Annotated in this window: 23 protein-coding genes; 15 read left to right on the forward strand and 8 right to left on the reverse strand. The window is 46.1% G+C overall.

From position 1 onward, the window contains the following. Positions 1-30: 30 nt before the first annotated feature. On the forward strand, positions 31-984 hold the full coding sequence (locus tag G9F48_RS12910) for an aromatic acid exporter family protein (RefSeq protein ID WP_165409595.1): 954 nt from the start codon (positions 31-33) through the stop codon (positions 982-984). Positions 985-1,054: 70 nt separating this feature from the next. Beyond that, a complete protein-coding gene (locus tag G9F48_RS12915) occupies positions 1,055-1,585 on the forward strand; it encodes a L,D-transpeptidase (protein ID WP_070082083.1) in 531 nt (176 codons plus the stop codon). Positions 1,586-1,598: 13 nt separating this feature from the next. Here G9F48_RS12915 and prli42 read toward each other — a convergent pair whose 3' ends face one another. After that, the gene (gene prli42 / locus G9F48_RS12920) at positions 1,599-1,694 is read right to left on the reverse strand and encodes a stressosome-associated protein Prli42 (protein ID WP_007408390.1); all 96 of its coding nucleotides are present in this window, start codon (positions 1,692-1,694) and stop codon (positions 1,599-1,601) included. A gap of 93 nt (positions 1,695-1,787) precedes the next feature. On the opposite strand from prli42, the gene mce reads away from it, so the two are divergent. Genes mce through G9F48_RS12935 form a run of 3 tightly spaced genes read left to right on the forward strand, consistent with a single transcriptional unit; the run spans position 1,788 to position 4,858 of the window. Further along, the gene (gene mce / locus G9F48_RS12925; RefSeq protein WP_003153235.1) at positions 1,788-2,216 is read left to right on the forward strand and encodes a methylmalonyl-CoA epimerase; all 429 of its coding nucleotides are present in this window, start codon (positions 1,788-1,790) and stop codon (positions 2,214-2,216) included. Then, positions 2,203-3,726: an acyl-CoA carboxylase subunit beta gene (locus G9F48_RS12930; RefSeq protein ID WP_446697968.1), complete on the forward strand. Its 1,524-nt coding sequence runs from the start codon at positions 2,203-2,205 to the stop codon at positions 3,724-3,726. The genes mce and G9F48_RS12930 overlap by 14 nt, the downstream gene beginning before the upstream one ends. A gap of 16 nt (positions 3,727-3,742) precedes the next feature. After that, positions 3,743-4,858 carry a tripeptidase T gene (locus G9F48_RS12935; RefSeq protein WP_003153237.1) on the forward strand — a complete coding sequence of 372 codons (1,116 nt, stop codon included), beginning with the start codon at positions 3,743-3,745 and terminating at the stop codon, positions 4,856-4,858. A 119-nt stretch (positions 4,859-4,977) separates the two neighbouring features. Here the strand turns inward: G9F48_RS12935 and G9F48_RS12940 are convergent, their stop codons facing one another. Then, positions 4,978-5,814, reverse strand: coding sequence for a membrane protein insertase YidC (locus tag G9F48_RS12940; RefSeq protein ID WP_007408393.1), 837 nt, complete (start codon positions 5,812-5,814; stop codon positions 4,978-4,980). Positions 5,815-5,846: 32 nt separating this feature from the next. Further along, complete coding sequence (locus tag G9F48_RS12945; RefSeq protein WP_003153239.1) at positions 5,847-6,128, reverse strand: hypothetical protein; 282 nt, start codon at positions 6,126-6,128, stop codon at positions 5,847-5,849. Between the two features lie 75 nt (positions 6,129-6,203). Between G9F48_RS12945 and G9F48_RS12950 the strand changes: the two genes are divergently transcribed. Together G9F48_RS12950 and gndA are read left to right on the forward strand one after the other, a co-directional pair. Beyond that, positions 6,204-7,448, forward strand: coding sequence for a DNA polymerase IV (locus G9F48_RS12950; protein WP_003153240.1), 1,245 nt, complete (start codon positions 6,204-6,206; stop codon positions 7,446-7,448). 108 nt (positions 7,449-7,556) lie between these two features. Further along, on the forward strand, positions 7,557-8,966 hold the full coding sequence (gene gndA / locus G9F48_RS12955) for an NADP-dependent phosphogluconate dehydrogenase (protein ID WP_003153241.1): 1,410 nt from the start codon (positions 7,557-7,559) through the stop codon (positions 8,964-8,966). Positions 8,967-9,057: 91 nt separating this feature from the next. Here the strand turns inward: gndA and zwf are convergent, their stop codons facing one another. Further along, positions 9,058-10,527, reverse strand: a complete 1,470-nt coding sequence (gene zwf / locus G9F48_RS12960; RefSeq protein ID WP_165409584.1) for a glucose-6-phosphate dehydrogenase — start codon at positions 10,525-10,527, stop codon at positions 9,058-9,060. A 208-nt stretch (positions 10,528-10,735) separates the two neighbouring features. Between zwf and rnz the strand changes: the two genes are divergently transcribed. Both rnz and rpmG read left to right on the forward strand, forming a co-directional pair. Beyond that, positions 10,736-11,662: a ribonuclease Z gene (rnz, locus tag G9F48_RS12965; protein WP_032866386.1), complete on the forward strand. Its 927-nt coding sequence runs from the start codon at positions 10,736-10,738 to the stop codon at positions 11,660-11,662. Positions 11,663-11,740: 78 nt separating this feature from the next. Beyond that, positions 11,741-11,890, forward strand: coding sequence for a 50S ribosomal protein L33 (gene rpmG / locus G9F48_RS12970; protein WP_003153246.1), 150 nt, complete (start codon positions 11,741-11,743; stop codon positions 11,888-11,890). Between the two features lie 49 nt (positions 11,891-11,939). Here rpmG and G9F48_RS12975 read toward each other — a convergent pair whose 3' ends face one another. The 3 genes from G9F48_RS12975 to G9F48_RS12985 all read right to left on the reverse strand — a co-directional run bounded on the left by G9F48_RS12975 (position 11,940) and on the right by G9F48_RS12985 (position 14,306). Further along, positions 11,940-12,713, reverse strand: a complete 774-nt coding sequence (locus G9F48_RS12975; RefSeq protein WP_102422723.1) for an alpha/beta fold hydrolase — start codon at positions 12,711-12,713, stop codon at positions 11,940-11,942. Positions 12,714-12,826: 113 nt separating this feature from the next. Further along, the gene (gene namA / locus G9F48_RS12980) at positions 12,827-13,843 is read right to left on the reverse strand and encodes an NADPH dehydrogenase NamA (RefSeq protein ID WP_165409585.1); all 1,017 of its coding nucleotides are present in this window, start codon (positions 13,841-13,843) and stop codon (positions 12,827-12,829) included. Between the two features lie 139 nt (positions 13,844-13,982). After that, entirely contained in the window at positions 13,983-14,306 is a 324-nt protein-coding gene (locus G9F48_RS12985; protein WP_015240166.1) for a GlpM family protein, read from the reverse strand. 138 nt (positions 14,307-14,444) lie between these two features. Here G9F48_RS12985 and G9F48_RS12990 point away from each other — a divergent pair, with 138 nt between their 5' ends. Next, positions 14,445-15,323: a LysR family transcriptional regulator gene (locus tag G9F48_RS12990; protein WP_070082078.1), complete on the forward strand. Its 879-nt coding sequence runs from the start codon at positions 14,445-14,447 to the stop codon at positions 15,321-15,323. Between the two features lie 341 nt (positions 15,324-15,664). On the opposite strand, the gene loaP is transcribed toward G9F48_RS12990, so the two are convergent. Next, complete coding sequence (loaP, locus tag G9F48_RS12995) at positions 15,665-16,195, reverse strand: antiterminator LoaP (RefSeq protein ID WP_003153257.1); 531 nt, start codon at positions 16,193-16,195, stop codon at positions 15,665-15,667. A 731-nt stretch (positions 16,196-16,926) separates the two neighbouring features. On the opposite strand from loaP, the gene fabD reads away from it, so the two are divergent. The 5 genes from fabD to G9F48_RS13020 are packed head-to-tail and all read left to right on the forward strand — an operon-like array spanning position 16,927 to position 22,615. Next, the gene (fabD, locus tag G9F48_RS13000) at positions 16,927-19,185 is read left to right on the forward strand and encodes an ACP S-malonyltransferase (RefSeq protein WP_165409586.1); all 2,259 of its coding nucleotides are present in this window, start codon (positions 16,927-16,929) and stop codon (positions 19,183-19,185) included. Between the two features lie 39 nt (positions 19,186-19,224). Continuing rightward, positions 19,225-20,205 (forward strand): LnmK family bifunctional acyltransferase/decarboxylase, encoded by a 981-nt coding sequence (locus tag G9F48_RS13005; RefSeq protein WP_165409587.1) that lies wholly within the window; start codon positions 19,225-19,227, stop codon positions 20,203-20,205. 24 nt (positions 20,206-20,229) lie between these two features. Beyond that, a complete protein-coding gene (locus G9F48_RS13010) occupies positions 20,230-20,502 on the forward strand; it encodes an acyl carrier protein (RefSeq protein ID WP_003153264.1) in 273 nt (90 codons plus the stop codon). Next, positions 20,499-21,863 carry a long-chain fatty acid--CoA ligase gene (locus G9F48_RS13015; RefSeq protein ID WP_165409588.1) on the forward strand — a complete coding sequence of 455 codons (1,365 nt, stop codon included), beginning with the start codon at positions 20,499-20,501 and terminating at the stop codon, positions 21,861-21,863. The genes G9F48_RS13010 and G9F48_RS13015 overlap by 4 nt, the downstream gene beginning before the upstream one ends. 14 nt (positions 21,864-21,877) lie before the next feature. Then, positions 21,878-22,615, forward strand: coding sequence for an SDR family oxidoreductase (locus G9F48_RS13020; RefSeq protein ID WP_003153268.1), 738 nt, complete (start codon positions 21,878-21,880; stop codon positions 22,613-22,615). Positions 22,616-22,642 lie beyond the last annotated feature (27 nt).

Genomic DNA, 22,642 nt, shown 5'->3' on the forward strand with positions numbered 1-22,642 from the left:
GAGAAAGAAACAAACAGAATGGAGCAAGCAATGTTTAAAATCGGTTACCGGACACTAAAGACCGCACTTGGAACGGCGCTGGCCATTTATTTAGCCCAGCTGTTGCATCTGCAAAACTTCGCATCCGCAGGAATCATCACCATATTGTGCATCCAGATTACACAAAAGCGGTCGCTTCAGGCCTCGTGGGCCCGATTTGCCGCCTGTTTATTGGCGATCGTCTTTTCATATGTCTTTTTCGGACTGATCGGCTATTATCCGTTTGCGATCGGAATATTGCTGGTGCTGTTCATTCCGACTACAGTCGTTTTAAAAATAAATGAAGGGATCGTCACCAGCTCAGTAATCATTCTTCATTTATATATGTCCGGCGGCATTACGATGGCGTTTATCTGGAATGAGTTCCAGCTGATCACCGTAGGTATCGGCGTCGCGCTGTTAATGAATCTGTATATGCCGAGCCTCGACAGAAAACTCGCGGCGTACAGGAAAAAAATCGAGGACAACTTTTCCGTCATCTTCGCCGAAATCGAACGGTATTTGTTAACTGGTGAGCAAGATTGGACGGGGAAGGAAATACCGGAGACGCATCAGATGATTCAAGAGGCGAAAAACCTCGCCTATCGGGACGTGCAGAATCATATTTTGCGCCATGAAAATCTCTACTATCATTATTTTAAGATGAGGCAGAAACAATTTGAAATCATTGAACGGCTGCTGCCGAAGATTACCTCTATTTCAATAACGGTGGAGCAGGGAAAAATAATCGCCCATTTCATCCATGAATTAAGGGAAGCCATTCATCCCGGCAATACCGCTCATAAATTTTTAAAAAGACTTGCAGAAATGAGAATGGAATTTGAAGAAATGCCGCTCCCGGCAACGCGTGAGGAGTTTGAAGCGCGGGCGGCTTTGTTCCACCTCCTCGGTGAGATGGAACAATATCTCGTGATTAAAAGTTATTTCAAAGGCATCAAGCTGTAAAAAAACATATGGATCAATCGCATGAGTCCTCCTTTCATTGGTCATTCTAATGAAAAAAGGAGGGGAGCCCATGCGATTTTTTTTATTGTCAGCCGTCCTGCTGCTGTCTCCGCTTTGGCCGCTTGGCGCGAACCCTTTGCCGGGTGACCCTTATATTATCGTCAATAAAGCCACAAATGCGCTTGCTGTTGTGAAGGATAACCGAATAGAAGGCATTTATCAGGTGGCGACGGGAAAAACGGATGATTTGACGCCTGAAGGAGAATTTACGGTAACGGTCAAAGCCGTCAATCCGTATTACCGGAAGAAAAATGTAAAGGGGGGCGCGCCGGAAAACCCGCTCGGCGTCCGCTGGATCGGTTTTGATGCGAAAGGCACCGACGGCAGGATATACGGCATTCACGGAACAAACAGAGAAGAGTTGATCGGGGGGTTTGTATCAAACGGCTGCATCCGTATGAAAAACCGGGATGTCATCCGTATTTTCCGGATTATCCCTCCCGGAACGAAAGTATTGATTACAAAAGAAAACCGCTCATTCGAGGACATTGCAATAGAGCGGAAAGCCCTCATAAAAAAGCAGGAAACCCCCTTGCAATGAGGCGCCTGCTTTTTTACCGCAAATACATCATAATGCCTGAGAGGAGGGTTGAAAGTATAAATACGCCCAAAATGACGATGACGGCGCTTTTCATAAATTTTTGAGACATTGTTTCACTCCTTAAGATTACTGTCTACCATTTTAACGTGTTTTGCTTGTATGAACAAGCCATATCCTATGGGGGAAAGCAGGTGGCCGCGCTATGAAAAAACTTGATCATGTCGGCATTGCCGTCAGCTCTATTGAAGCCGCGAGAGGATTTTACGAACGGATGCTCGGGCTTACGTATATGGGAGACGAGCTGGTAAACGGCCAAAATGTGAGAGTTGCTTTTTTAGAAGCGGGAGGCACAAAGCTTGAGCTGATTGAGCCGCTGTCGGACGCGTCTCCCGTCAGCTCTTTTTTACAGAAAAGAGGCGAAGGGCTGCATCATTTGGCATTCCGCTGCGCCGATATGAAGGAAACGATCAAGGAGCTTGAATCATGCCGCATGACCTTGCTTCATCATGAACCGCAAAACGGAGCGGGCGGAAAGAAGATCGCATTTCTCTCTCCAAAAGAGGCGAACGGCGTACTGATTGAGCTTTGTGAAACAATTGAAAAAGGAGAAACTCAAGATGAGCATGAGTGATCATATCAGACACTTAAACGAAAGACGTTCCTTTTTAACAAACGGCGGCGGAGCGGAAAAAAATGAAAAACAGCACAAAAAAGGCAAGCTGACGGCAAGAGAAAGAATTGACTATCTATTGGACGAAGACAGTTTTTCAGAGCTGCAGCCGTTTGCCAAAAGCCGCACGCCCGGGTGCCAGAATGCTCCGGGAGACGGCGTTGTTACCGGATACGGCACAATTGAAGGACGGCCCGTGTATTTGTTTGCCCATGACTTTACCGTACTCGGCGGGACGCTCGGCGAGACACATGCGGAAAAAATCGCGGCGGTAATGGATCTGGCGGCGAAAAACAAAACCCCGATCATCGGGCTGAACGACTCAGGTGGTGCGAGAATTCAAGAGGGTGTGGTATCATTAAATGGATACGGTCATATCTTTAGGCGCAACGTCCTTTACTCGGGAGTGATTCCGCAAATTTCTGTCATCCTTGGGCCGTGTGCCGGCGGTGCTGTTTATTCACCCGCTTTGACGGATTTTGTGATTATGGCGGAACATACGTCGCACATGTTTATTACAGGCCCGAAAGTCATTGAACAGGTGACGGGTGAACAGATTGACGCGGAAAGTTTAGGCGGTGCGGGAATACATAATGTGATAAGCGGAAATGCCCACTATTCCGCACGAACGGAAAAAGAGGCTCTTTCCGCTGTGAAAACCCTGCTTTCTTATCTCCCGCACGGCGGACAGACGGCATTACCCGTTAAAAAGGAAGACGCCAGACCGTTATTAAACACCCTCGTTCCCGCGGACAGTTCGAAACCTTACGATGTGTTACAGGTAATAAAAGAGCTGGCGGATGACGGAACGTTTTTTGACATTCAGCCGTATTTTGCCAAAAACATTGCTGTCGGTTTTCTGAAACTCGGACGGCGTACAGTCGGTGTTGTCGCAAACCAGCCGAAACACTTGGCGGGGAGCCTCACGATTGATGCCGCTGACAAAGCGTCGAGATTCATCCGTTTTTGCGACGCGTTTCATATTCCGCTATTGACGATCGCTGATGTTCCGGGATTTCTTCCGGGCCTTCAGCAGGAACATGCGGGAATCATCCGTCACGGAGCAAAATTGCTGTATGCTTTTGCCGAAGCGGCGGTGCCGAAAGTGACGCTCATCATCAGAAAAGCTTACGGAGGCGCCTATGTCGCCATGAATTCGAAAGGGCTCGGGGCAGATCTTGTATTCGCCTGGCCCAATGCGGAAATCGCCGTGATGGGAGCGGGAGGCGCGGCGTCGATTTTATACAGCAGAGACATACAGGCTTCTGGCGACCCGGAAAAAACGAAGCGCGAAAAAAAAGCCATATACGAAAAGGAAAACGCCGGTCCGTATAAAGCGGCGGCCTGCGGAATGGTGGATGATATCATCCGGCCGGAAGACTCGAGGAAAAAATTGATTCAGGCATTTGACATGCTTGCGCATAAGGAAGAGGAAAGACCGAAAAAAAAGCACGGTAATATACCGCTTTAAACGGAGGGAACTGAAAATGGTAAACGAAAAACGTCTGCTTGAAGAATTTCTTGAACTCGTTCAAATTGATTCAGAGACAAAACATGAAGCGGAAATCAGCAAGGTGCTCAAACAAAAATTCACTGATTTAGGATTGAGCGTAAAAGAAGATGATACAAAAGAAGTGACGGGGCATGGAGCCGGCAACTTAATCTGTACGTTAAAGGGCACAAAAGATGCGGATACGATTTATTTCACATCCCACATGGACACGGTTGTTCCGGGCAAAGGCGTTAAGCCGATTGTGGAAGACGGCTATGTAAAATCCGACGGCACGACGATTCTCGGCGCTGATGATAAGACGGGTCTTGCCGCAATGTTTGAAGCCATTAAAGTGCTGAAAGAACAAAACATCGAGCACGGCACCATTGAATTCATTATCACGGCCGGAGAAGAATCGGGATTAGTCGGGGCAAAAGCAATGGATCGTTCAGACATTACCGCGAAATACGGTTTTGCGCTTGATTCAGACGGAAAAGTCGGCAACATTATTGTAGCCGCGCCGACACAAGCGAAAGTGAGAGCAACCATTTTCGGGAAAACGGCGCATGCCGGAGTAGAACCGGAAAAAGGCATCTCCGCGATTACAATCGCATCAAAAGCAATCTCTAAAATGCCGCTCGGCCGTATTGATAAAGAAACAACGGCTAATATCGGCCGTTTCGAAGGCGGCACGCAAACCAATATCGTCTGCGACCAGGTTGATATTCTGGCTGAAGCGCGTTCATTAGTGCCTGAAAAAATGGAGGCGCAAGTGCAGAAAATGAAAGAAGCTTTCGAATCTGCTGCAGCTGAGATGGGAGGCCGCGCGGAAGTGGACATCGCGGTCATGTATCCGGGTTTCAAATATCAGGACGGTGATCAGGTTGTGGAAGTCGCGAAAAAAGCGGCGGCAAAAATCGGCCGTCCGAGCGAACTTCAGACAAGCGGCGGCGGAAGTGACGCAAACGTCATTGCCGGCCACGGCATTCCGACAGTCAACCTGTCAGTAGGCTATGAACAAATCCATACGAAAAATGAAAAAATGCCGATTGAAGAGCTCGTCAAAACGGCGGAAATGGTCGTTGCCATTATCGAAACAGCGGCCAACTAAAAACGAAGCACCCAGTTGATTGGGTGCTTTTTTCATTCTTCATGATAAGATAACTGGCTTAAAGCTTTGCAGATACAAGAAAAAAACCCTGCCGGATAGGTTCCGGCAGGGTTTCAGTATTATGATTTGGCGGGCTCCGCCTGAGCCGCAGCCTGTTTCTTTTTATGATGAGTCTGCTGTAAAAGTACGTTCTGCACTGTCAAAAACAGTCCGCTTGTAAACCAGTAAAGCGGCAGCGCAGCCGGTACGTTAAGCGAGAAAACGGTCATCATGACAGGGAAAATAAAGACCATGATTTTTGCTGACTGCATCGCGGCCGGATTTTGAGCAGCCGGTGAATATTTCTCGTTTAATTTTTGGGAAATATAAGCCTGTAAGAAATACATGGCCCCCGCGCACAGTGATACAAGAATATCAGAATGCCCTAAGCTGAACCACAGAAATGAGTGTGAAGCAATTTCCGGCGTTGAGCGGATGGCGTAATAAAAACCGATCAAAATCGGGAATTGCACCAACATCGGAAGACATCCCATTGCCATCGGATTCAGATTGTGCTCACGGTAAAGCTTCATCATTTCCATTTGCAGTTCTTTTTGTTTTTCCGCATCTTTCGTTTGTTTCATTTTAGCCTGAATGCTGTCGACCTGCGGTTTGATCACAGCCATTTTTTCCTGGAACACCCGCTGTTTCTTAAATTGGTTCACAAACAAAGGCAATACAACGATCCGGACGATAATCGTCACCAGAATAATCGACAGTCCGTACTCACCGTGGAACAGGCCCGCCACCCCTTTTAAAAGTGCCGAAAACGGCTCGATCAGGTAATCGTGGAAAAAACCGATATTCCCGAGGCCTCCCGTCTGAGTCTGAGATGTCGCCGCAAAAGCCGAGCGGCCTGTGCACAGTACGATAAAAAACAATCCGAATGCAATCCATTTTTGATATGTTTTAGACAATTATGTCTCCTCCTTTTTATCTTCACTTGCCGTTATAAAAGGAGGAAGCTGACATCTTCATCATCATTCGCCGGTGAATTCATGCGGATGACTTTACGTATCCAAGTTGTAATGCGATGATATATAATAATAAGAAAGTCTGTTCGGTTCAGCTGAACGACTGCTTGATGTTCATCTATTCGTTTCGTTCTCCAATGCTCGCCTGCGCGGCGCTCACGCAAAAGAAAAGCGATGCCGATCGCGGTCAGAGCGGGAAGAATAATTGTGAAAAAATCGACTAAAAATAAAAAGTCATTCATTGACTCAAGAATCATTTTATCACATCCATTCAGCTCTTATTTTACTACATATATATAAGGTTGTCTATGAAAGGAAAGGAGGCGCCGGGAGTGGCCGGAAAAGGGAGAATTATATTTCATATCGATATGAACAGTTTTTATGCCTCCGTAGAAATGGCGTATGATCCGTCTTTAAGAGGAAAACCTATCGCCGTTGCCGGAAACGTGAAGGAACGGAAAGGAATCATCGTCACCTGCAGCTACGAAGCGAGAGCGCGGGGCGTAAAGACCACCATGCCGGTGTGGCGGGCAAAACGCCTCTGTCCGGAACTCATCGTCGTGCCTCCGAATTTTGACCGCTACCGGAGTTCGTCAAAAGAAATGTTCAGCATTCTGAGGGAGTATACGGATTTAGTCGAGCCTGTTTCTATTGATGAAGGATACATGGATATTACGGACACACCGCACAGACACAGGGCGTATGAGACAGCCGCAGACATTCAGGCGAGACTGCAAAAAGAGCTTTTGCTCCCGTCAAGCATCGGCATCGCCCCGAATAAATTTCTCGCTAAAATGGCGTCTGACATGAAAAAACCGCTCGGCATCACCATTTTAAGAAAAAGAGAGCTGCCGGACGTCTTATGGCCTCTTCCGATAGAAGAGATGCACGGTATAGGAACGAAAACTGCGGAAAAAATAAAAACGCTCGGCATCAAAACGATCGGTGATTTGGCAAAAGGAGATGAACACGCGCTGAAAACGCTTCTCGGCATAAACGGCCCGAGGCTGAAGGATAAAGCCAACGGCATCCATCCTGCAGAAGTCAATCCCGAGCGGATTTATGAATTTAAAAGCGTCGGCAACTCATCCACCCTGTCGCATGATTCGGCTGACTGGGATGAATTAACGGGCGTGTTTGACCGGCTTGCGCTTTCTGTGAGCGAACGGCTCCAGCGTAAGGAGGTCATGGCCTGCCGGCTGTTCATCATGATTCGGTATGCGGATTGGAAAACGGTCACAAGAAGCATGACCCTCAGCAATCCGGCTGATCAGAAAAAAGACATCATGGAAGCGGCGATGGAACTGTTTGACAAGCACTGGAACCAAAATCCGGTAAGGCTTCTCGGCATCACCGGGACGGAACTGGTTGAAAAACAGCAGGCGTATAAACAGCTTGATCTGTTTTCATTCAAGGAGGACGCAAAGGATGAGCCGATTTTTCAGATGATGAACGAGCTGAATGAAAAGTACGGCCAAAACCTGATCAGAAAAGGCGCCGTTATAAAAAAAGAAGAAAGCAAAACAAGGGGAACGAGCTTTAACAGAGACTTTTTTCAGGATGAAAAGAAAAGGTGAATAACTTGAAAAAAGGGGTTATGTATGATAATTTCTTTAGTATAAATATCATTTTATTTTAATTTAAATTTTAAAATGGTTAAACGTTTGAAGAAGGGACGTTAGAATATGTCAAAACAACAAATCGGAGTTATCGGTCTTGCGGTAATGGGTAAAAATCTGGCTCTTAACATCGAAAGCCGGGGATTTTCTGTGTCTGTATACAACAGATCAAGCAGCAAAACGGAAGAGTTTTTAGAAGAGGCAAAAGGCAAAAATGTTGTCGGCACATACAGCATTGAGGAGTTTGTCCAGTCTCTTGAAACACCCCGTAAAATTTTATTAATGGTTAAAGCGGGAACTGCAACGGATGCGACGATTCAATCTCTTCTTCCTCATCTGGAAAAAGACGATATTTTGATTGACGGCGGAAATACATACTATAAAGATACACAGCGCCGGAACAAAGAGCTTGCCGAAAGCGGCATTCACTTTATCGGAACGGGTGTATCAGGCGGTGAAGAGGGAGCGCTGAAAGGGCCTTCTATTATGCCGGGCGGCCAAAAGGAAGCGCACGAACTCGTAAAACCGATTTTAGAAGCCATTTCTGCTAAAGTGGACGGAGAAGCTTGTACGACATACATCGGCCCGGACGGAGCGGGGCACTATGTAAAAATGGTGCACAATGGTATCGAATACGGTGACATGCAGCTGATCTCTGAGTCATATTTCATTCTGAAACAGGTGCTCGGATTGTCTGCCGAAGAGCTTCACGAAGTATTCGCTGAGTGGAACAAAGGAGAGCTTGACAGCTATCTGATCGAAATCACGGCTGATATTTTCACTAAAAAAGATGAAGAAACGGGCAAACCGCTTGTTGACGTCATCCTTGATAAAGCTGGCCAAAAAGGAACGGGTAAATGGACAAGCCAAAGCGCTCTTGACTTAGGCGTGCCGCTTCCGATTATCACTGAATCTGTTTTTGCGCGTTTCATTTCCGCAATGAAAGAAGAGCGTGTGAAAGCAAGCGGCCTTCTGTCCGGACCAGACGTTAAGCCGGTCACTGAAAATAAAGAAGAGCTGATTGAAGCGGTCAGAAAAGCGCTCTTCATGAGTAAAATCTGTTCTTACGCACAAGGCTTCGCCCAAATGAAAGCCGCGTCTGAAGAATATAACTGGGATCTGAAATACGGTGAAATCGCGATGATCTTCCGCGGCGGCTGTATCATCCGCGCGGCGTTCCTGCAAAAGATCAAAGACGCATATGACCGTGAACCGGAGCTTGACAACCTGCTGTTAGACAGCTACTTCAAAAACATTGCAGAAAGCTACCAAGGCGCCCTTCGCCAAGTGATTTCACTTGCCGTAGCCCAAGGCGTGCCGGTACCTTCGTTCTCAAGCGCACTTGCGTATTACGACAGCTACCGTACGGCAGTGCTTCCTGCAAACTTGATTCAAGCGCAGCGTGATTACTTCGGCGCGCATACGTATGAACGCACAGATAAAGAAGGCATTTTCCATACTGAATGGATGAAGTAATGAAGAAGCCCCCGCATTGATTGCGGGGGCTTTTCCTGATATTAAAAACCGCGGGCCGTCATGAACGGCGCCGCGGTTTTTAAATTTTTTCTTATATATTCCACCAGTGGAGGCCGTCTTTTTCAAGAAGATCGTCCGAAGCTTTCGGTCCCATTGACCCGGCTTCATAATTCGGAGAAAGGGTTTTGTCGGCTGCCCACGTTTCGGAAATCGCATCGACGAAATTCCAGGAAAGCGCCACTTCGTCCCAATGGGCAAAGTTTGTCGCATCACCGAGCAGACAGTCATGGATTAATTTTTCATAGGCTTCCGGTGTGTTCATTTCATCACTGCAGTTGCTGCAGTAATCCAGCTTAATCGGCTGAGCATGAGCGGCTCCGCCTAATTTTTTAGCGTTCAGATATAGTGTGATGCCTTCATCCGGCTGAATATGGATGACAAGCAGGTTCGGATTTACATTCGTTTCATTGCCGTAATAAAGGTTCATCGGAATGTCTTTAAATTGAACGACGATTTTCGTTGATTTTTCTTTCATCCGTTTCCCTGTGCGGATATAAAACGGAACGCCGGCCCAGCGGAAGTTATCGATTAACAGCTTTCCGGACACGAATGTTTCCGTATTGGAATCCGGTGCTACATTATGCTCATCTGTATAGCTCGGTACAGCGTTTCCGTCAATCTTTCCCGCTTGGTATTGTCCGCGGACGAAGAAGTCACTCACTTCGTTTGGAGCGACAGGGCGGAGAGCTCTCAGCACCTTCACTTTTTCGCTGCGGATTTCTTCCGTGTTCAGTTTAATCGGCGGTTCCATTGCCAAGAGAGCGACCATTTGTAAAATATGGTTTTGAACCATATCACGGAGTGCGCCTGATTTTTCATAATATCTCGCGCGATCTTCAACGCCGAGATCCTCACTTGACGTAATCTGGATGTTTGAGATGTAGCGGTTATTCCACAGCGGCTCAAACAGCGCATTTGCAAACCGGATGACTTCGATATTTTGAACCATTTGTTTGCCTAAGTAATGGTCGATCCGGTAAATTTGATCTTCCGTGAAAGCTTCGCGTATTTCTTTGTTAAGCTCTTTCGCACTCGGCAGATCATGGCCGAACGGTTTTTCAATGACGAGACGGGACCAGCCATTTGTCGCTGTGACACCTTCGTTTTTAAGTGATTTTGCGATCGTGCCGAAAAACTCAGGAGCCATCGCCAAGTAAAACATTCTGTTGTTCGGGATTTCATATGTATGTTCAAGCTGATCAAGCAGGACATTCAGCTCCTGATAGGAACCCGGATTCGTTACATCAAACGGATGGTAATAAAAATGAGATGTGAAATCGTCTATGTCTTTTTGCCCGGCAGAAGAAACAGACGTTTTAACCGTTTCCCGGAGGTCCTCGTTTGACCAAGGTCTTCTTCCAACACCTACAACTGCAAACTCTTCACCAATTTGACCATTTTTATATAAACGGTGAATGGATGGGTAAAGTTTTCGTTTTGCCAAATCCCCTGTGGCACCAAATATTACAATTACTGCTTTTGGTTTGTCGTTTGTTTTCACTTAGAGTACCTCACTTTATCTGAAGCATGGTTTAAAACCCCGCATATTTCCTTCATTTTAAATCTAAAATTCGTTGAAAGCAAACATTTCAGCCTGTTTTTTGCGGTTTGCGGAAAAAAATTAATCAGGCCGGAGAAGGCCCGGGTGAATTCACATTTTCAGCCTGATCCTGTATTCTTAGTAGTACAAAGATCTAGGAGGAAGCATTGTGGAATTATTATTTTTAGGGACGGGGGCCGGCATGCCGGCAAAGACGAGAAACGTAACGTCCGTCGCGCTGAAGCTTCTTGAAGAAAGGCGTTCCGTATGGCTGTTTGATTGCGGAGAAGCCACTCAGCATCAGATATTACATACAACAATCAAACCGAGGAAAATTGAAAAGATTTTCATCACCCACCTTCACGGCGACCATGTTTACGGTCTTCCGGGTCTGTTGGGGAGCCGTTCATTTCAGGGCGGTGAAGAAGAGCTGACGATTTACGGGCCAAAAGGCATTAAAGCCTTTATCGAAACAAGCCTGAACGTGACGGCGACTCATCTGACGTATCCTCTTACCGTACATGAAATCGAAGAGGGGACGGTTTTTGAAGATGAGCAATTCATTGTTACAGCAGCATCCGTCATTCACGGTGTGGAAGCGTTCGGCTACCGGGTTCAGGAAAAGGATATTCCCGGCGCATTGCAGGCCGGCAGATTGAAAGAAATGAATATCCCGCCCGGACCCGTCTATCAGAAACTCAAAAAAGGCGAAACGGTCACACTTGACGATGGCAGAATCATTAATGGGCGGGATTTTCTGGAATCCCCGAAAAAAGGGAGAATCGTCGCTTTTTCCGGGGATACGAGGGCATCAGAGCGGGTAACGGAGCTTGCGCGCAATGCGGATGTGCTTGTTCATGAAGCGACGTTTGCCAAGGAAGATGCAAAGCTCGCACATAATTATTATCACGCGACGACAGAACAGGCTGCGCAAACCGCAAAAAAAGCAGGCGCCAAACAGCTGATCTTAACTCATATCAGCGCAAGGTATCAGGGTGAATCGCCGATAGAGCGTCTCGAACATGAGGCGAAAGCGGTATTTGAGAACAGTAAGATCGCATTTGACTTCATGGAGGTCACTGTGGAGCGGTCTTAAAAAATAGACGCTTGACATTTTTTTCTGATGAGATATAATAAAACGTAATAATTACGATTTACAAAAGGGGTGAAAATGATGCGTGTGAATGTTACATTGGCCTGTACAGAGACAGGGGACAGAAATTATATCACGACGAAGAACAAACGGACGAATCCGGACCGGTTAGAAATGAAAAAGTATTCACCCCGGTTGAAAAAGTATACTTTGCATCGTGAGACAAAATAGATCACGATAACAAAAGCCATTGTGCCGTTGCACAATGGCTTTTGTTTTATCAGTTTACCGCCTGATAGGCAGGAGCATTCATTTGCTGGCGCACCGCGCACCAAACATCATAAATGGCGAGGTGGACGATGTGCGGTTCATCGTGGTGAATGGCATGAGAACTGTTTTTGGCCTGAATCCATCCGCTTTGATAAGAGACATCAAGCATGCTTCTGTGCAGTTTCACCCATTGTTCATGAGCGTGCTTTAAGCGCTCATCCCGCTCTCCCGATGATAAAATCAACAGCGGCATATCGCCGAAATGAATCTGCTGATGCTTGATCTGCCTAAGGCTCGTTAAAAATTCCGCGTGTGATCCTTCCAATTTGAACTGTTTCAAATAGGCGGCCTTCATTTCTTCGGGAAGAAGCGGAAACACTTTCGTCTCCTGATCCTCAGAAACCGGATCAAGCAGCACCATCCCGAGAATATCCCGGCGGTTCCGGCTCGCCCAAAGTCTGCTGATAATCGTGCCGTATGAATGCGAGACGACAAGGTAAGGAGGCTTGACGCCGGCCTTCAGAAGAAGAGCGTTTAATTCCTGTACCATATGGTCCGCCGTTCTCTTGTTTCGGCTTCGTCCGCTTTTGCCGATTCCGGCTCTGTCATATGTGAAAACCCCAAATTCTTCATCTATGTCAGCGAGTAATGATGTCCATGTTTCAGAAGAAGTGCCGTAGCCGGCTTCAAAGACGATCGTCACTTCGCCGGCGCCTTTACGGTGTTTCGTATAAAACGGACACCCGTCAATCAGATATGTCCTTTCCATCCATGCTGCTTTCATTGGAGTCATCTCCTCTAATTGGTTCTATAGGGAAGACGGAGAAGCTTCGGCAATCGTTTCTCGAAAAATAAAAAAAGAGACAGCCGGATCGAAAAACTCCGGCTGTCACTTCATCACCATGCTCTGTCGTATTGGACCGGTGACGGTATTTCAGTATTCAGCTGCTTCGCTGCACTCCTTGCAAAGTGCGGATCGCGCAGAAGTTCTCTCGCGACAAAAATAAGGTCAGCGCGGTTGTTTTGCAGAATTTCTTCCGCCATTGTTCCCGTCGTTATCAAACCGACGGCGCCTGTTGCAATTTCGGCCTGTTCACGGATTTTCTCCGCGAAGCTCACTTGGTAGCCGGGGAAGACGTTAATATCAGCTTGAACGAGTGCGCCTGAGCTGCAATCAATGAGGTCGACTCCCTGTTCTTTCATCCACTTCGCAAAACCGATATGATCCGCAATGTCCAGCCCTTTGTCTGTATAATCCGATGCAGAAATACGGACAAATAACGGGCCGTCCCAGACTTCCTTGACGGCTTCAATAGTCTCGCCTAAGAAGCGGTAGCGATTTTCATGTGAGCCTCCGTATTCGTCTGTACGGTGATTGGACAGAGGGGACAAAAATTCGTGCATTAAGTAGCCGTGTGCGGCATGAAGTTCAATAATGTCAAAGCCGGCTTCTTTCGCGCGCGCCGCTGCCTGTTTGAATTCCTGAATGGTTTCTTTAATTTGTTCTGTCGTCATTTCAGCCGGTGTTTTGGACTGCTCATCGAACGGAATGGCTGACGGAGCGTAAATGTCTCCCTCAAGCTCAGCTTTACGTCCGGCGTGCGCAAGCTGAATGCCGATTTTAGTTCCTTGCGCTTTCACTTGTTCCGTCAGTTTGGCAAAACCTTCGATATGATCATCGCTCCAAATGCCCAAATCCTGATCGGAAATGCGCCCCTGAGGATTAACGGCTGTCGCTTCCACGATAATCAGGCCGACCTGTCCGATTGCACGCGATATGTAGTGCGCCATATGAAAAGGCTGCAGTTTTCCGTCCTTCTCATGTGAGGAATACATGCACATCGGTGCCATAACAATACGGTTTTTGATCGTTACATCTTTAACGGTCCATGGTGTGAATAATTTTCTCGCCATTTATTTCGCCTCCCGGAATGTTTTTAGACATTGATTATAACAACTCATGATCATTCAGTCATATAAACTGCTCACAACTGAACAGATCGTTCTTATTGTTCTGGACGGGCATTTTTTTATACACAGCGTGGCCGTATCTTCATAACAGGCATTTACAGCCGATCATATAGCAAATATAGATGAGAAACGCACCGATGACTGCGTGGCCTCCTTTGAACCAGTTTGTCAGGATGAAAATACTGCTGATGAAGATCACTGCGCCGAAGGCACCGAATATTCCGTTTTTTTGAGCGGCTCTGAAATCGTCGGGGCTCATATTTTTCAGCTGCAAGTGAATATTCAATAACGTCATGATCGGCAGCAATGTGATAACGCCTGATAAAAATAAGTATTTCGACTTGCTTAAATACGCGGCGGCCACCATAACGGTGCCGCCGATAAAAAATTGAATGAGAAAACTCATGCTGAAACGCTCACCTTCTGTTTGTTATCAAGTATAATGATGGAGACATTGCCATTTTATTTTTGATTGATGTATAAGTAAACTAAATATAACTAATGCATTGGATAATAAAGAATGATATCTGGGAGATGAAGCCGGTTGGATTTAAAGAAGCATTTAGCCTTTATTAAAACGGTAGAAAGCGGCAGCCTGACCCAAGCCGCTGCCATATTGAATTACACACAGCCGAACATCAGCCAAATGATCAGTAAATTAGAGGAAGAGTACGGTTTTCCGCTCTTGATCAGACAGCGGCATGGAGTGAGGCCCACCGCAAATGGCTTGAAAGTGTTACATATTATGAAGGAAATTCAAAAAAACTATGAAAAACTGTCTCAAACCGTTGATAATATTAATGGGTTAGAAAGAGGGGAAGTCCGGCTCGGCACTGTTACGAGCGTGGCGGTAAAATGGCTGCCGAAAATTTTGAGGGAATTTAATGAGCTGTATCCTTCTATTAAGGTGCATTTGTTTGAAGGAAATTCTACTGAACTGGAACAATGGCTGAAAGATGATCGGATTGATGCGGCGATCGGGACATCCCACAGCGAGAAGTGGCATTTTTACCCGTTGGCCGAGGACCCGATTGTAGCGGTGATGAGCCCGCAGCATGAATTGGCGCAATGTGAAACGGTTCCGTTACATGTCATGGAATCCGTCAAATGTATCGTGCCTTATCCGGAGACACATTTTGATGTGCTGAAAGTGCTGAAGGAAGAAAAGATCACACCGCGGGTCGCTTATCAAATCAGAGGGGATGAAGCGATTATTGCAATGGTGCGGAACAATCTGGGGATCAGCATCCTGCCGCAGCTTTTGGTGAATGATTGTGATGTGCTCATCAAACGGTTCGACCGGTATGTCTCCAGGCAGCTCGGCATTTTGACAGCTCATGCAAAGGAGACGCAGACACCTTCTGTCCAGAAACTGATTCAATGCATACAAGAATGGGTTGCGGTCCATCAGGCTTCTGTCTGAAGAAGCCTGATATGCGTTTAAGCCGGTTCAGGATAATAGACCAGCATAAAATATGTCACCGGTTCATCCGAGGAATGAAAATAATTGTGCGGCATCGCCCGAAGTCAGCACATGGTTTTCGTCATGAAGCTAAACCGTCAATTCACCGCTCTTGATTAAAATGGATTCCCCTAAATGTGATTTTGCCTCATGGGCGCTGCCCGGCTTCAGGTCAACTATGCCTTGAAAACAAAAAGTCTGACCGTGAAGGTGGTGAGCGGGGTTATTTTGATGTCGGGCTTTCGTCTGTTTATATAAAAAGGGCATCAACGGCACATGCTGTTGATGCTTTTTTTGGAATGCTAGGGCTTGGAGAGCACTTCAATTCCGACGTTGACCATTTTGTCCAGTCCCATAAAAGACAGGCAGATTTTGGCGCGTCTTTTTCTTTTATCGATCTTTTTAATAATGCCTTCCATTCCTTTAAGAGGCCCTGAGGCAACGGTTACTTTTGAATTTTCAATATAGACTTTTGAATAATCTACAGTGTCTCCTTCTCCGATCAGCCTGATAATAGGGAGGATTTCTTCATCCTTAATTGTCGTGAAATAGGTTTTACGCTCTTTGGAATAATATGCGCCGTTATTCACGATTCTGCATGAAATGGGGAGTTCTTTGATTTTATGAAATGTCCGCTCTGTCATCTTTGTTTTAAACAGCACATATCCCGGAAACATCTTTTTGAGTGCCTCGTATTTGATTCCGGCTTTTCGTTCTGTGACTTTTTTCTTGGGTATGATTGAGTAGAGAGCCTGCTCATCAAACTGCAGACGCAGAAATTTTTGAACTGCTTCTTCTTTTCCCGACTCTACAAAAAGTGCGTACCATTTCATGACTGGATCCTCCTTAGAATAATAAGAAATTATTATACAAAGAAAGTATTTAATGGATAGTATTTAAAGTGATTAAAAAATTTTCTAATTCGTCTTTTTTTTACATAATATATGAAAATGAAAAATAAGTATAGACCCAATTGACAGAGAGGTGATGAATTTTCTTTGACATGAAAAGGGTTCAGGGAATTATCTGACATTTATCCCGAAACAATTATGCCGACTGTCCGCCGAACATAAAACTGTGGAATAAATGTCAGAAAATAACGAAATAAGGCCTTGACATTATTATCTATAAATTGATATTATTCTCTTTAAATAGCAACTATTTGTTAAATTTATTAAATTAAAGTAAAGCACCTATTAAATTTCAATCGCTGTTTCGGCACGTTGAAGAGGAAATAGGGATTATAAAAATGATTGCAGTGTATATATCTACATATACATGATAAGGGAGAAGTGTGCCGTCATGGCTGTTTTCGGGCATATTGGCACTGAAGCTTGTCATGCGAAACATTCAGTAAACAAGCAAGATGTCTTTATATAAATTATGTTAGAAAAGGAAAACACAATGCGTTTGCGATTTTAAACCTGTGCTGAATCGCAAACGCGTTTGTGTTTTTATTTTTATGGCGGTGTTTACACCAGTCAATATATGAAATAAGAGACGTTTTTGTATTGAGAACCACATGTGATATACAAATTGACGATGCGGAAAGGATGAGGATAAGATGCTTACGTTTGTGTTCCCGGGGCAGGGTTCTCAATTTAAAGGAATGGGAGCCGGGCTGTTTGATGAATTTCAAGATCTGACACGTCAGGCTGATGACATATTAGGCTACTCTATAGAAGAATTGTGTCTGGAGGATCCGAATCATCAGCTGGGGAAAACGCAATTTACCCAGCCGGCGTTATATACGGTAAGTGCACTCAGTTATTTAAAGAAGATTAAAGAGTCCGGCAGAGAGCCCGATTACGCCGCAGGGCACAGTTTAGGAGAATATAATGCGTTATTTGCGGCCGGCTGCTTTGATTTTAAGACCGGTTTGCAGCTTGTGAAAAAAAGAGGGGAGCTCATGAGCAAGGCAGCTCCCGGAGGCATGGCGGCGGTTTTGGGGTTTACGGCTGAACAAGTAAAAGAGGTTCTATCCGATTATCATCTGACCGGCATTGATATCGCTAACCACAATTCACCTACGCAAATTGTGATCGCCGGAACGAAACAAGACATTGAAAAAGCGGGCCCCGTCTTTGAAAAAGCCGGCGTGAGAATGTATCTTCCTTTAAATGTGAGCGGCGCCTTCCATTCCCGCTATATGAAAGATGCTGAAAAAGAGTTCGCGGATTATTTAGAAGAAACGGCGTTTATGCCTCTTCGTTTTCCGGTGATCTCAAATCTTCATGCCGCACCTTATAAAAATGATGAAATCAAAACAAATCTGACTTTGCAAATGACCAATCAGGTAAAGTGGACGGACACGATACGCCGTCTGATGGGGCTTGAAAATAATGAAATTGCAGAAGTCGGGCCCGGGGAAGTGCTGACAAAACTGACGCGGCAGATTAAAAAAGATGCCGTCCCATTACCAATGCCGAAAGAAGAGTCTGATACTGCTGATGTTAAAGCATCGGCAGCTGATTCACAAAAAACGGCGGGAATGAGATTAGGGAATGAAGATTTTAAAAAAGATTATAACATCCAATATGCTTACATGACGGGCTCCATGTACAGGGGAATTGCTTCGGAACAGATGGTCATTAAAGCGGCAAAAGCGGGAATGCTGGGCTTTTTCGGAACGGGCGGATTGAGTATCGAACGGATCGGACAGGCCATCGGAACCATCCGGTCTGCACTGCGGCAAGGGGAAACATTCGGAATGAATCTTCTTCATCATATGATGTCACCTGACAAGGAAGTCAGAATGATAGATTTATATTTGAAAAACGGCATTCATCTTATTGAAGCATCGGCATTTATGGGCATAACCCCGGCTCTCGTGATATACAGGGCAAAGGGATTAAGCAGGAATCATGACGGGTCGGTGTCAGTTCAAAACAGAATCATCGCGAAAGTATCCCGGCCTGAAGTCGCTGAGGCCTTTCTGAATCCGGCTCCGGCTCATGTGCTGGAAAGACTTGTGTCTGACAATCGGCTGACAGCCGGGGAAGCGGCGCTTGCAAAAGAAATTCCGATGGCTGATGACATTTGCGTTGAAGCGGATTCAGGAGGGCATACCGACCAAGGGATTCCGTATACATTAATGCCTGCCATGATCAGACTCAGAGACCGCATGATGGAGAAGCACGGTTATGCGAAAAAAGTAAGAATCGGCGCAGCCGGCGGCATCGGCACTCCGGAAGCGGCTGCTGCCGCGTTTCTGCTCGGCGCCGAATTTATCGGAACCGGTTCTATTAATCAATGCACGGTCGAAGCCGGGACAAGTGATTCAGTGAAAGATCTGCTTCAGGAAGCGAACGTGCAGGATACGTCATACGCTCCCGCGGGAGATATGTTTGAAGCGGGAGCAAGGGTGCAGGTGCTGAAAAAAGGTCTGTTTTTCCCGGCAAGAGCCAATAAACTCTTTGACTTGTACAGACAATACAATTCTTTAGATGAAATAGATGAAAAAACGAAAACATTAATTGAAGATAAGTATTTCCAGCGCAGTTTTGAGGAAGTGTATGAGCAGTTGAAACGTGATAAATCTTCTGAACAGATCGCCAAAGCCGAACAGAATCCGAAACACAAAATGGCGATGGTATTTAAATGGTATTTTTCCCATACGACGAGGCTCGCTCTGGAAGGAAAAAGCGAAAGTAAAATAGATTACCAAATTCATTGCGGCCCTGCACTCGGCGCGTTTAATCAATGGGTGAAAGGAACCCCGCTTGAAAATTGGAGAAACAGGCATGTCGACTTGATCGGCAAACAGCTCATGGAAGAAACAGCCGGCCTTCTTGCGCAAAGGCTGGTATCGATTACAGGCTGAGTATGACCAGACATTACATTTTTTCTGCGGAGGACTACCATGCTGATTGAAAATCATGAATTAACGATGAGCCATGTCGGGTTAGGGAATTTGAATGAGTACGCGCTGCTGCTGTTATTCGGCAACGCACACAGTCACCATTTAACGGACAGAACGGGATTCCGGCCTGATCAGATGGCCGATCACCAAGGGCTGATTTTGTATCCGGCTTATTTTATGACACATCTCAAAGTTCCTTCAGATAAGCCTCTTGATCAGTACCGATTATGGGACGAGGTTTCCGTCGGAGTCGATATCTCCCGGTTTGGAGAAACCATATTAGAATCTGATTATTTGTTCGGGCCGAAAGGAGCGGTCAGCTCTGATAAAAGCGAGTGGGACCACGGACGGTTTCCTTCTATGAAAGCCAATAGTTTAATTGTCGTTGACGTCACACAAACAGAAGGTTCGACGCGCAAAGTCTCAGCGCCGAAGGCTGAATGTATTGCGGAACTTTCTAAGCTAGCCAAGCCGCCTTACGCGCTGATGCAGTCAAAGAAAGTCAGAACGGACGCTTTCGGTATGAAGCCGGGAAACCTCAAAACAGCGGACCCCGTTTCATATCGGGTTCCTGTTGATCAGGATGCTGCGCCGGGGCATGCCATGGTGTTTGCGAAATTCAGCAAGATAATGGATGCGGCGGAATTTGAATGGATGACGCGCCGGTCGAAGCCGGGTTTTCCGGTTTCAATCGCGCGGCATTTATTTTTGCTTGAAAGAGAGACGTATTATTACGGAAATTGTTTTGCAGATGAAGAGCTTGATATTTATATGACGGGACACATTGAAGAATGCGATCCCGACTTTCACGGTGAGTCCCTCGGTATGATCTCAGTGGCGAAAATCAGCTATCAGATTGAAGTCTATATGAAAAGGAATCATACATTGCTGGCCATTTCCAAGGTGGATAAGCTGCTGGCGGTGCCGACCTCTTCACAAGATCATATTCCGGATTATAAACGGGTCATCAGAAGTTTATAAAATGAAGAATGGAGCTGAAAGCAAATGGAACAAACCAAGGAAATGAAGCAGATCATCGCTCAAATTATTCAGGATATTCAAGAACAGCAGTCATATCGGGCCGTCGAAGCGGGAGATGATGTGAGAGTCATAGAGGATCTGGGATTCTCATCACTGGATATCGCTCAATTAGTCGCACAGATGGAGATGGAAACCGGAGTAGATCCTTTTTCCCAAGGAGAAACGATTTCCAGCATTACAACCGTCGGCAGCATTTGTGATATTTATCAAAAATACATGGACAGTGCTCAATCATGAAAACAGAAAGCGGGGGAGATATCAGCTGGGTGACTGATAAGCTTAGGGAAACGCAGGACAGTGAGTTTCTCATTTTTAAGGGGCAGACTTTTACGTATGATGATTTGCTGACACGAATCAGCTTTTTTCAGAAAGAACTTGAACAAAACGGAATACGTAAAGGAGAATGTGTGGCGCTTATCGGGGATTATTCCCCGAACGCCATTTTTTTGCTGATGGCGCTTTTGTTAAACCGAAATATCGTTGTCCCTCTCAGCAATGAATCAAGGGAAAAGCATCTCGATATGTTTGAAGACGCGAAAGTGAATCAAATCATTGAAATAAATGAAAATGACAGCTGGACGCTTCGTGAAGGTTCTGAAAGCGCCTCCCACCCTCTGCTTGATGACCTGCGCGAGAGAGGGGAGTCAGGCATTATTATTTTCACATCGGGAACCTCCGGCAAAAGCAAAGCATCCGTGTTAAGCGCCGGCCGGCTGCTTGAAAAATACAAAACGGCGAAGAGAAAACCGCTGCGTACGCTCATTTTTCTGAAATTGGATCATATAGGCGGCATTAATACGCTGTTTGCGATTCTGTTTAACGGGGGAACGATCGTCACATCAGACAGCAGAACGCCGGAGTCCGTTTATCAGGCGGTCGACAAACATGCTGTCCAAGTGCTCCCCGCCACCCCGACCTTTTTAAACATGCTGCTGATGTCCAAGGCGGATGCCGGCTATAACCTGTCTTCACTCCAGCTGATCACTTACGGCACAGAACCGATGCCCCAATCAACGCTGCGCGGCATTCACCGGCTGTTTCCGGATGTACGGCTGAAACAAACATACGGATTAACTGAATTGGGTATATTCTCAACGAAATCAAAAGACAGCCAATCCACTTGGATGAAAGTAGGCGGTGCCGGAACAGAGACCAAAATTACCGGAGGCACGCTTTGGGTCCGTTCTGAGTCGGCGATGCTCGGCTATTTAAACGCACCCTCACCTTTCGATGAAGACGGCTGGTACGACACCGGTGACCAGGTGGAAACAGACGGCGAATATATAAGAATTCTCGGAAGAAAGAGTGAAATCATTAATGTGGGCGGAGAGAAAGTGTTTCCGGCAGAGGTGGAAAGCGTCTTTCTGGAGATACCGAATGTCCGGGATGTTCTCATAACGGGCCGAAAAAATCCGATTACGGGCGAGATTGTCGCGGCGGAGGCCGTGCTTGAAAAAGAGGAAGATATCAAATCTTTCAGAAAGCGGGCCGTAGCTCATTGCAGACAGAAGCTGCAGCCATATCAGATACCGCAGATCATTTCTGTTACAGATCGGAAACTGTCTAATGACCGATTTAAAAAAATAAGAAACGTGTAAAACAGGAGGCAAATATGAATAACGGAAAAGTAGCGGTCGTCAGCGGAGGTAGCCGGGGGCTCGGAAAAGCGATTGTACAGGCGCTTTTGGATGAGAATTACAAAGTAGCCGCTTTCAGCCGCAGTGAATCTGATTTTATTAACACATTGAGAGAGAGTGAAAAGTACCGTGACCGTTTTTATTGGGAAGCGGCGGATGCGGCGGATGATGCCGCCATGAAACAGTTTGTTCTTCAAGTATACCGCAAGTTTTCGAGAATAGACGGCTTGGTCAATAACGCCGGTTTGAACCTTGATCAGCTGCTGCCCCTGACCAATGATGAAGACATTGACCGCATCCTCAATCTGAATATCGGTTCAGTCATCAAGCTGACCCGAAACGTTTCCCGGGTCATGCTGAAACAAAATTCCGGATCAATCGTTAACATAAGCTCCATTATCGGTTCAAGAGGATTTAAAGGCACTTCAGTCTACAGCGCATCCAAAGCGGCTCTTGACGGCTTGACGCGAAGCCTGGCCAGGGAGCTCGGGTCTAAAGGAATCCGTGTCAATTCACTTGCGCCCGGTTTTGTGGACACCGATATGACGAAAAATATGCCGGAAAAACAAAAATCGCAGATTATCAGAAGGACGCCGATGGGGCGTTTAGGCGAAACAGACGATATGACCGGACTCGTTCGTTTCCTGCTTTCTCCTGAATCGTCCTTTATGACCGGACAGACAATGGCGATAGACGGCGGATTAACTTGTTAAAGCACAGAAAAATTCTTTTGTACAAGG

The organism is Bacillus sp. EKM420B, assembly GCF_011065565.1.
GTDB classification, from domain to species: domain Bacteria; phylum Bacillota; class Bacilli; order Bacillales; family Bacillaceae; genus Bacillus; species Bacillus velezensis.

Bases quoted from the DNA above. Each gene is read 5' to 3' on its own strand.
- namA (WP_165409585.1), bottom strand. From the start codon at position 13,843: ATGGCGAGAAAATTATTCACACCATGGACCGTTAAAGATGTAACGATC.
- G9F48_RS12915 (WP_070082083.1), top strand. From the start codon at position 1,055: ATGCGATTTTTTTTATTGTCAGCCGTCCTGCTGCTGTCTCCGCTTTGG.
- rpmG (WP_003153246.1), top strand. From the start codon at position 11,741: ATGCGTGTGAATGTTACATTGGCCTGTACAGAGACAGGGGACAGAAAT.
- G9F48_RS12975 (WP_102422723.1), bottom strand. From the start codon at position 12,713: ATGAAAGCAGCATGGATGGAAAGGACATATCTGATTGACGGGTGTCCG.
- G9F48_RS12910 (WP_165409595.1), top strand. From the start codon at position 31: ATGTTTAAAATCGGTTACCGGACACTAAAGACCGCACTTGGAACGGCG.
- G9F48_RS13020 (WP_003153268.1), top strand. From the start codon at position 21,878: ATGAATAACGGAAAAGTAGCGGTCGTCAGCGGAGGTAGCCGGGGGCTC.
- loaP (WP_003153257.1), bottom strand. From the start codon at position 16,195: ATGAAATGGTACGCACTTTTTGTAGAGTCGGGAAAAGAAGAAGCAGTT.
- G9F48_RS12930 (WP_446697968.1), top strand. From the start codon at position 2,203: ATGAGCATGAGTGATCATATCAGACACTTAAACGAAAGACGTTCCTTT.
- G9F48_RS12945 (WP_003153239.1), bottom strand. From the start codon at position 6,128: ATGATTCTTGAGTCAATGAATGACTTTTTATTTTTAGTCGATTTTTTC.
- G9F48_RS13010 (WP_003153264.1), top strand. From the start codon at position 20,230: ATGGAACAAACCAAGGAAATGAAGCAGATCATCGCTCAAATTATTCAG.
- G9F48_RS12985 (WP_015240166.1), bottom strand. From the start codon at position 14,306: ATGAGTTTTCTCATTCAATTTTTTATCGGCGGCACCGTTATGGTGGCC.
- G9F48_RS12935 (WP_003153237.1), top strand. From the start codon at position 3,743: ATGGTAAACGAAAAACGTCTGCTTGAAGAATTTCTTGAACTCGTTCAA.
- mce (WP_003153235.1), top strand. From the start codon at position 1,788: ATGAAAAAACTTGATCATGTCGGCATTGCCGTCAGCTCTATTGAAGCC.
- G9F48_RS13005 (WP_165409587.1), top strand. From the start codon at position 19,225: ATGCTGATTGAAAATCATGAATTAACGATGAGCCATGTCGGGTTAGGG.
- gndA (WP_003153241.1), top strand. From the start codon at position 7,557: ATGTCAAAACAACAAATCGGAGTTATCGGTCTTGCGGTAATGGGTAAA.
- prli42 (WP_007408390.1), bottom strand. From the start codon at position 1,694: ATGTCTCAAAAATTTATGAAAAGCGCCGTCATCGTCATTTTGGGCGTA.
- G9F48_RS13015 (WP_165409588.1), top strand. From the start codon at position 20,499: ATGAAAACAGAAAGCGGGGGAGATATCAGCTGGGTGACTGATAAGCTT.
- fabD (WP_165409586.1), top strand. From the start codon at position 16,927: ATGCTTACGTTTGTGTTCCCGGGGCAGGGTTCTCAATTTAAAGGAATG.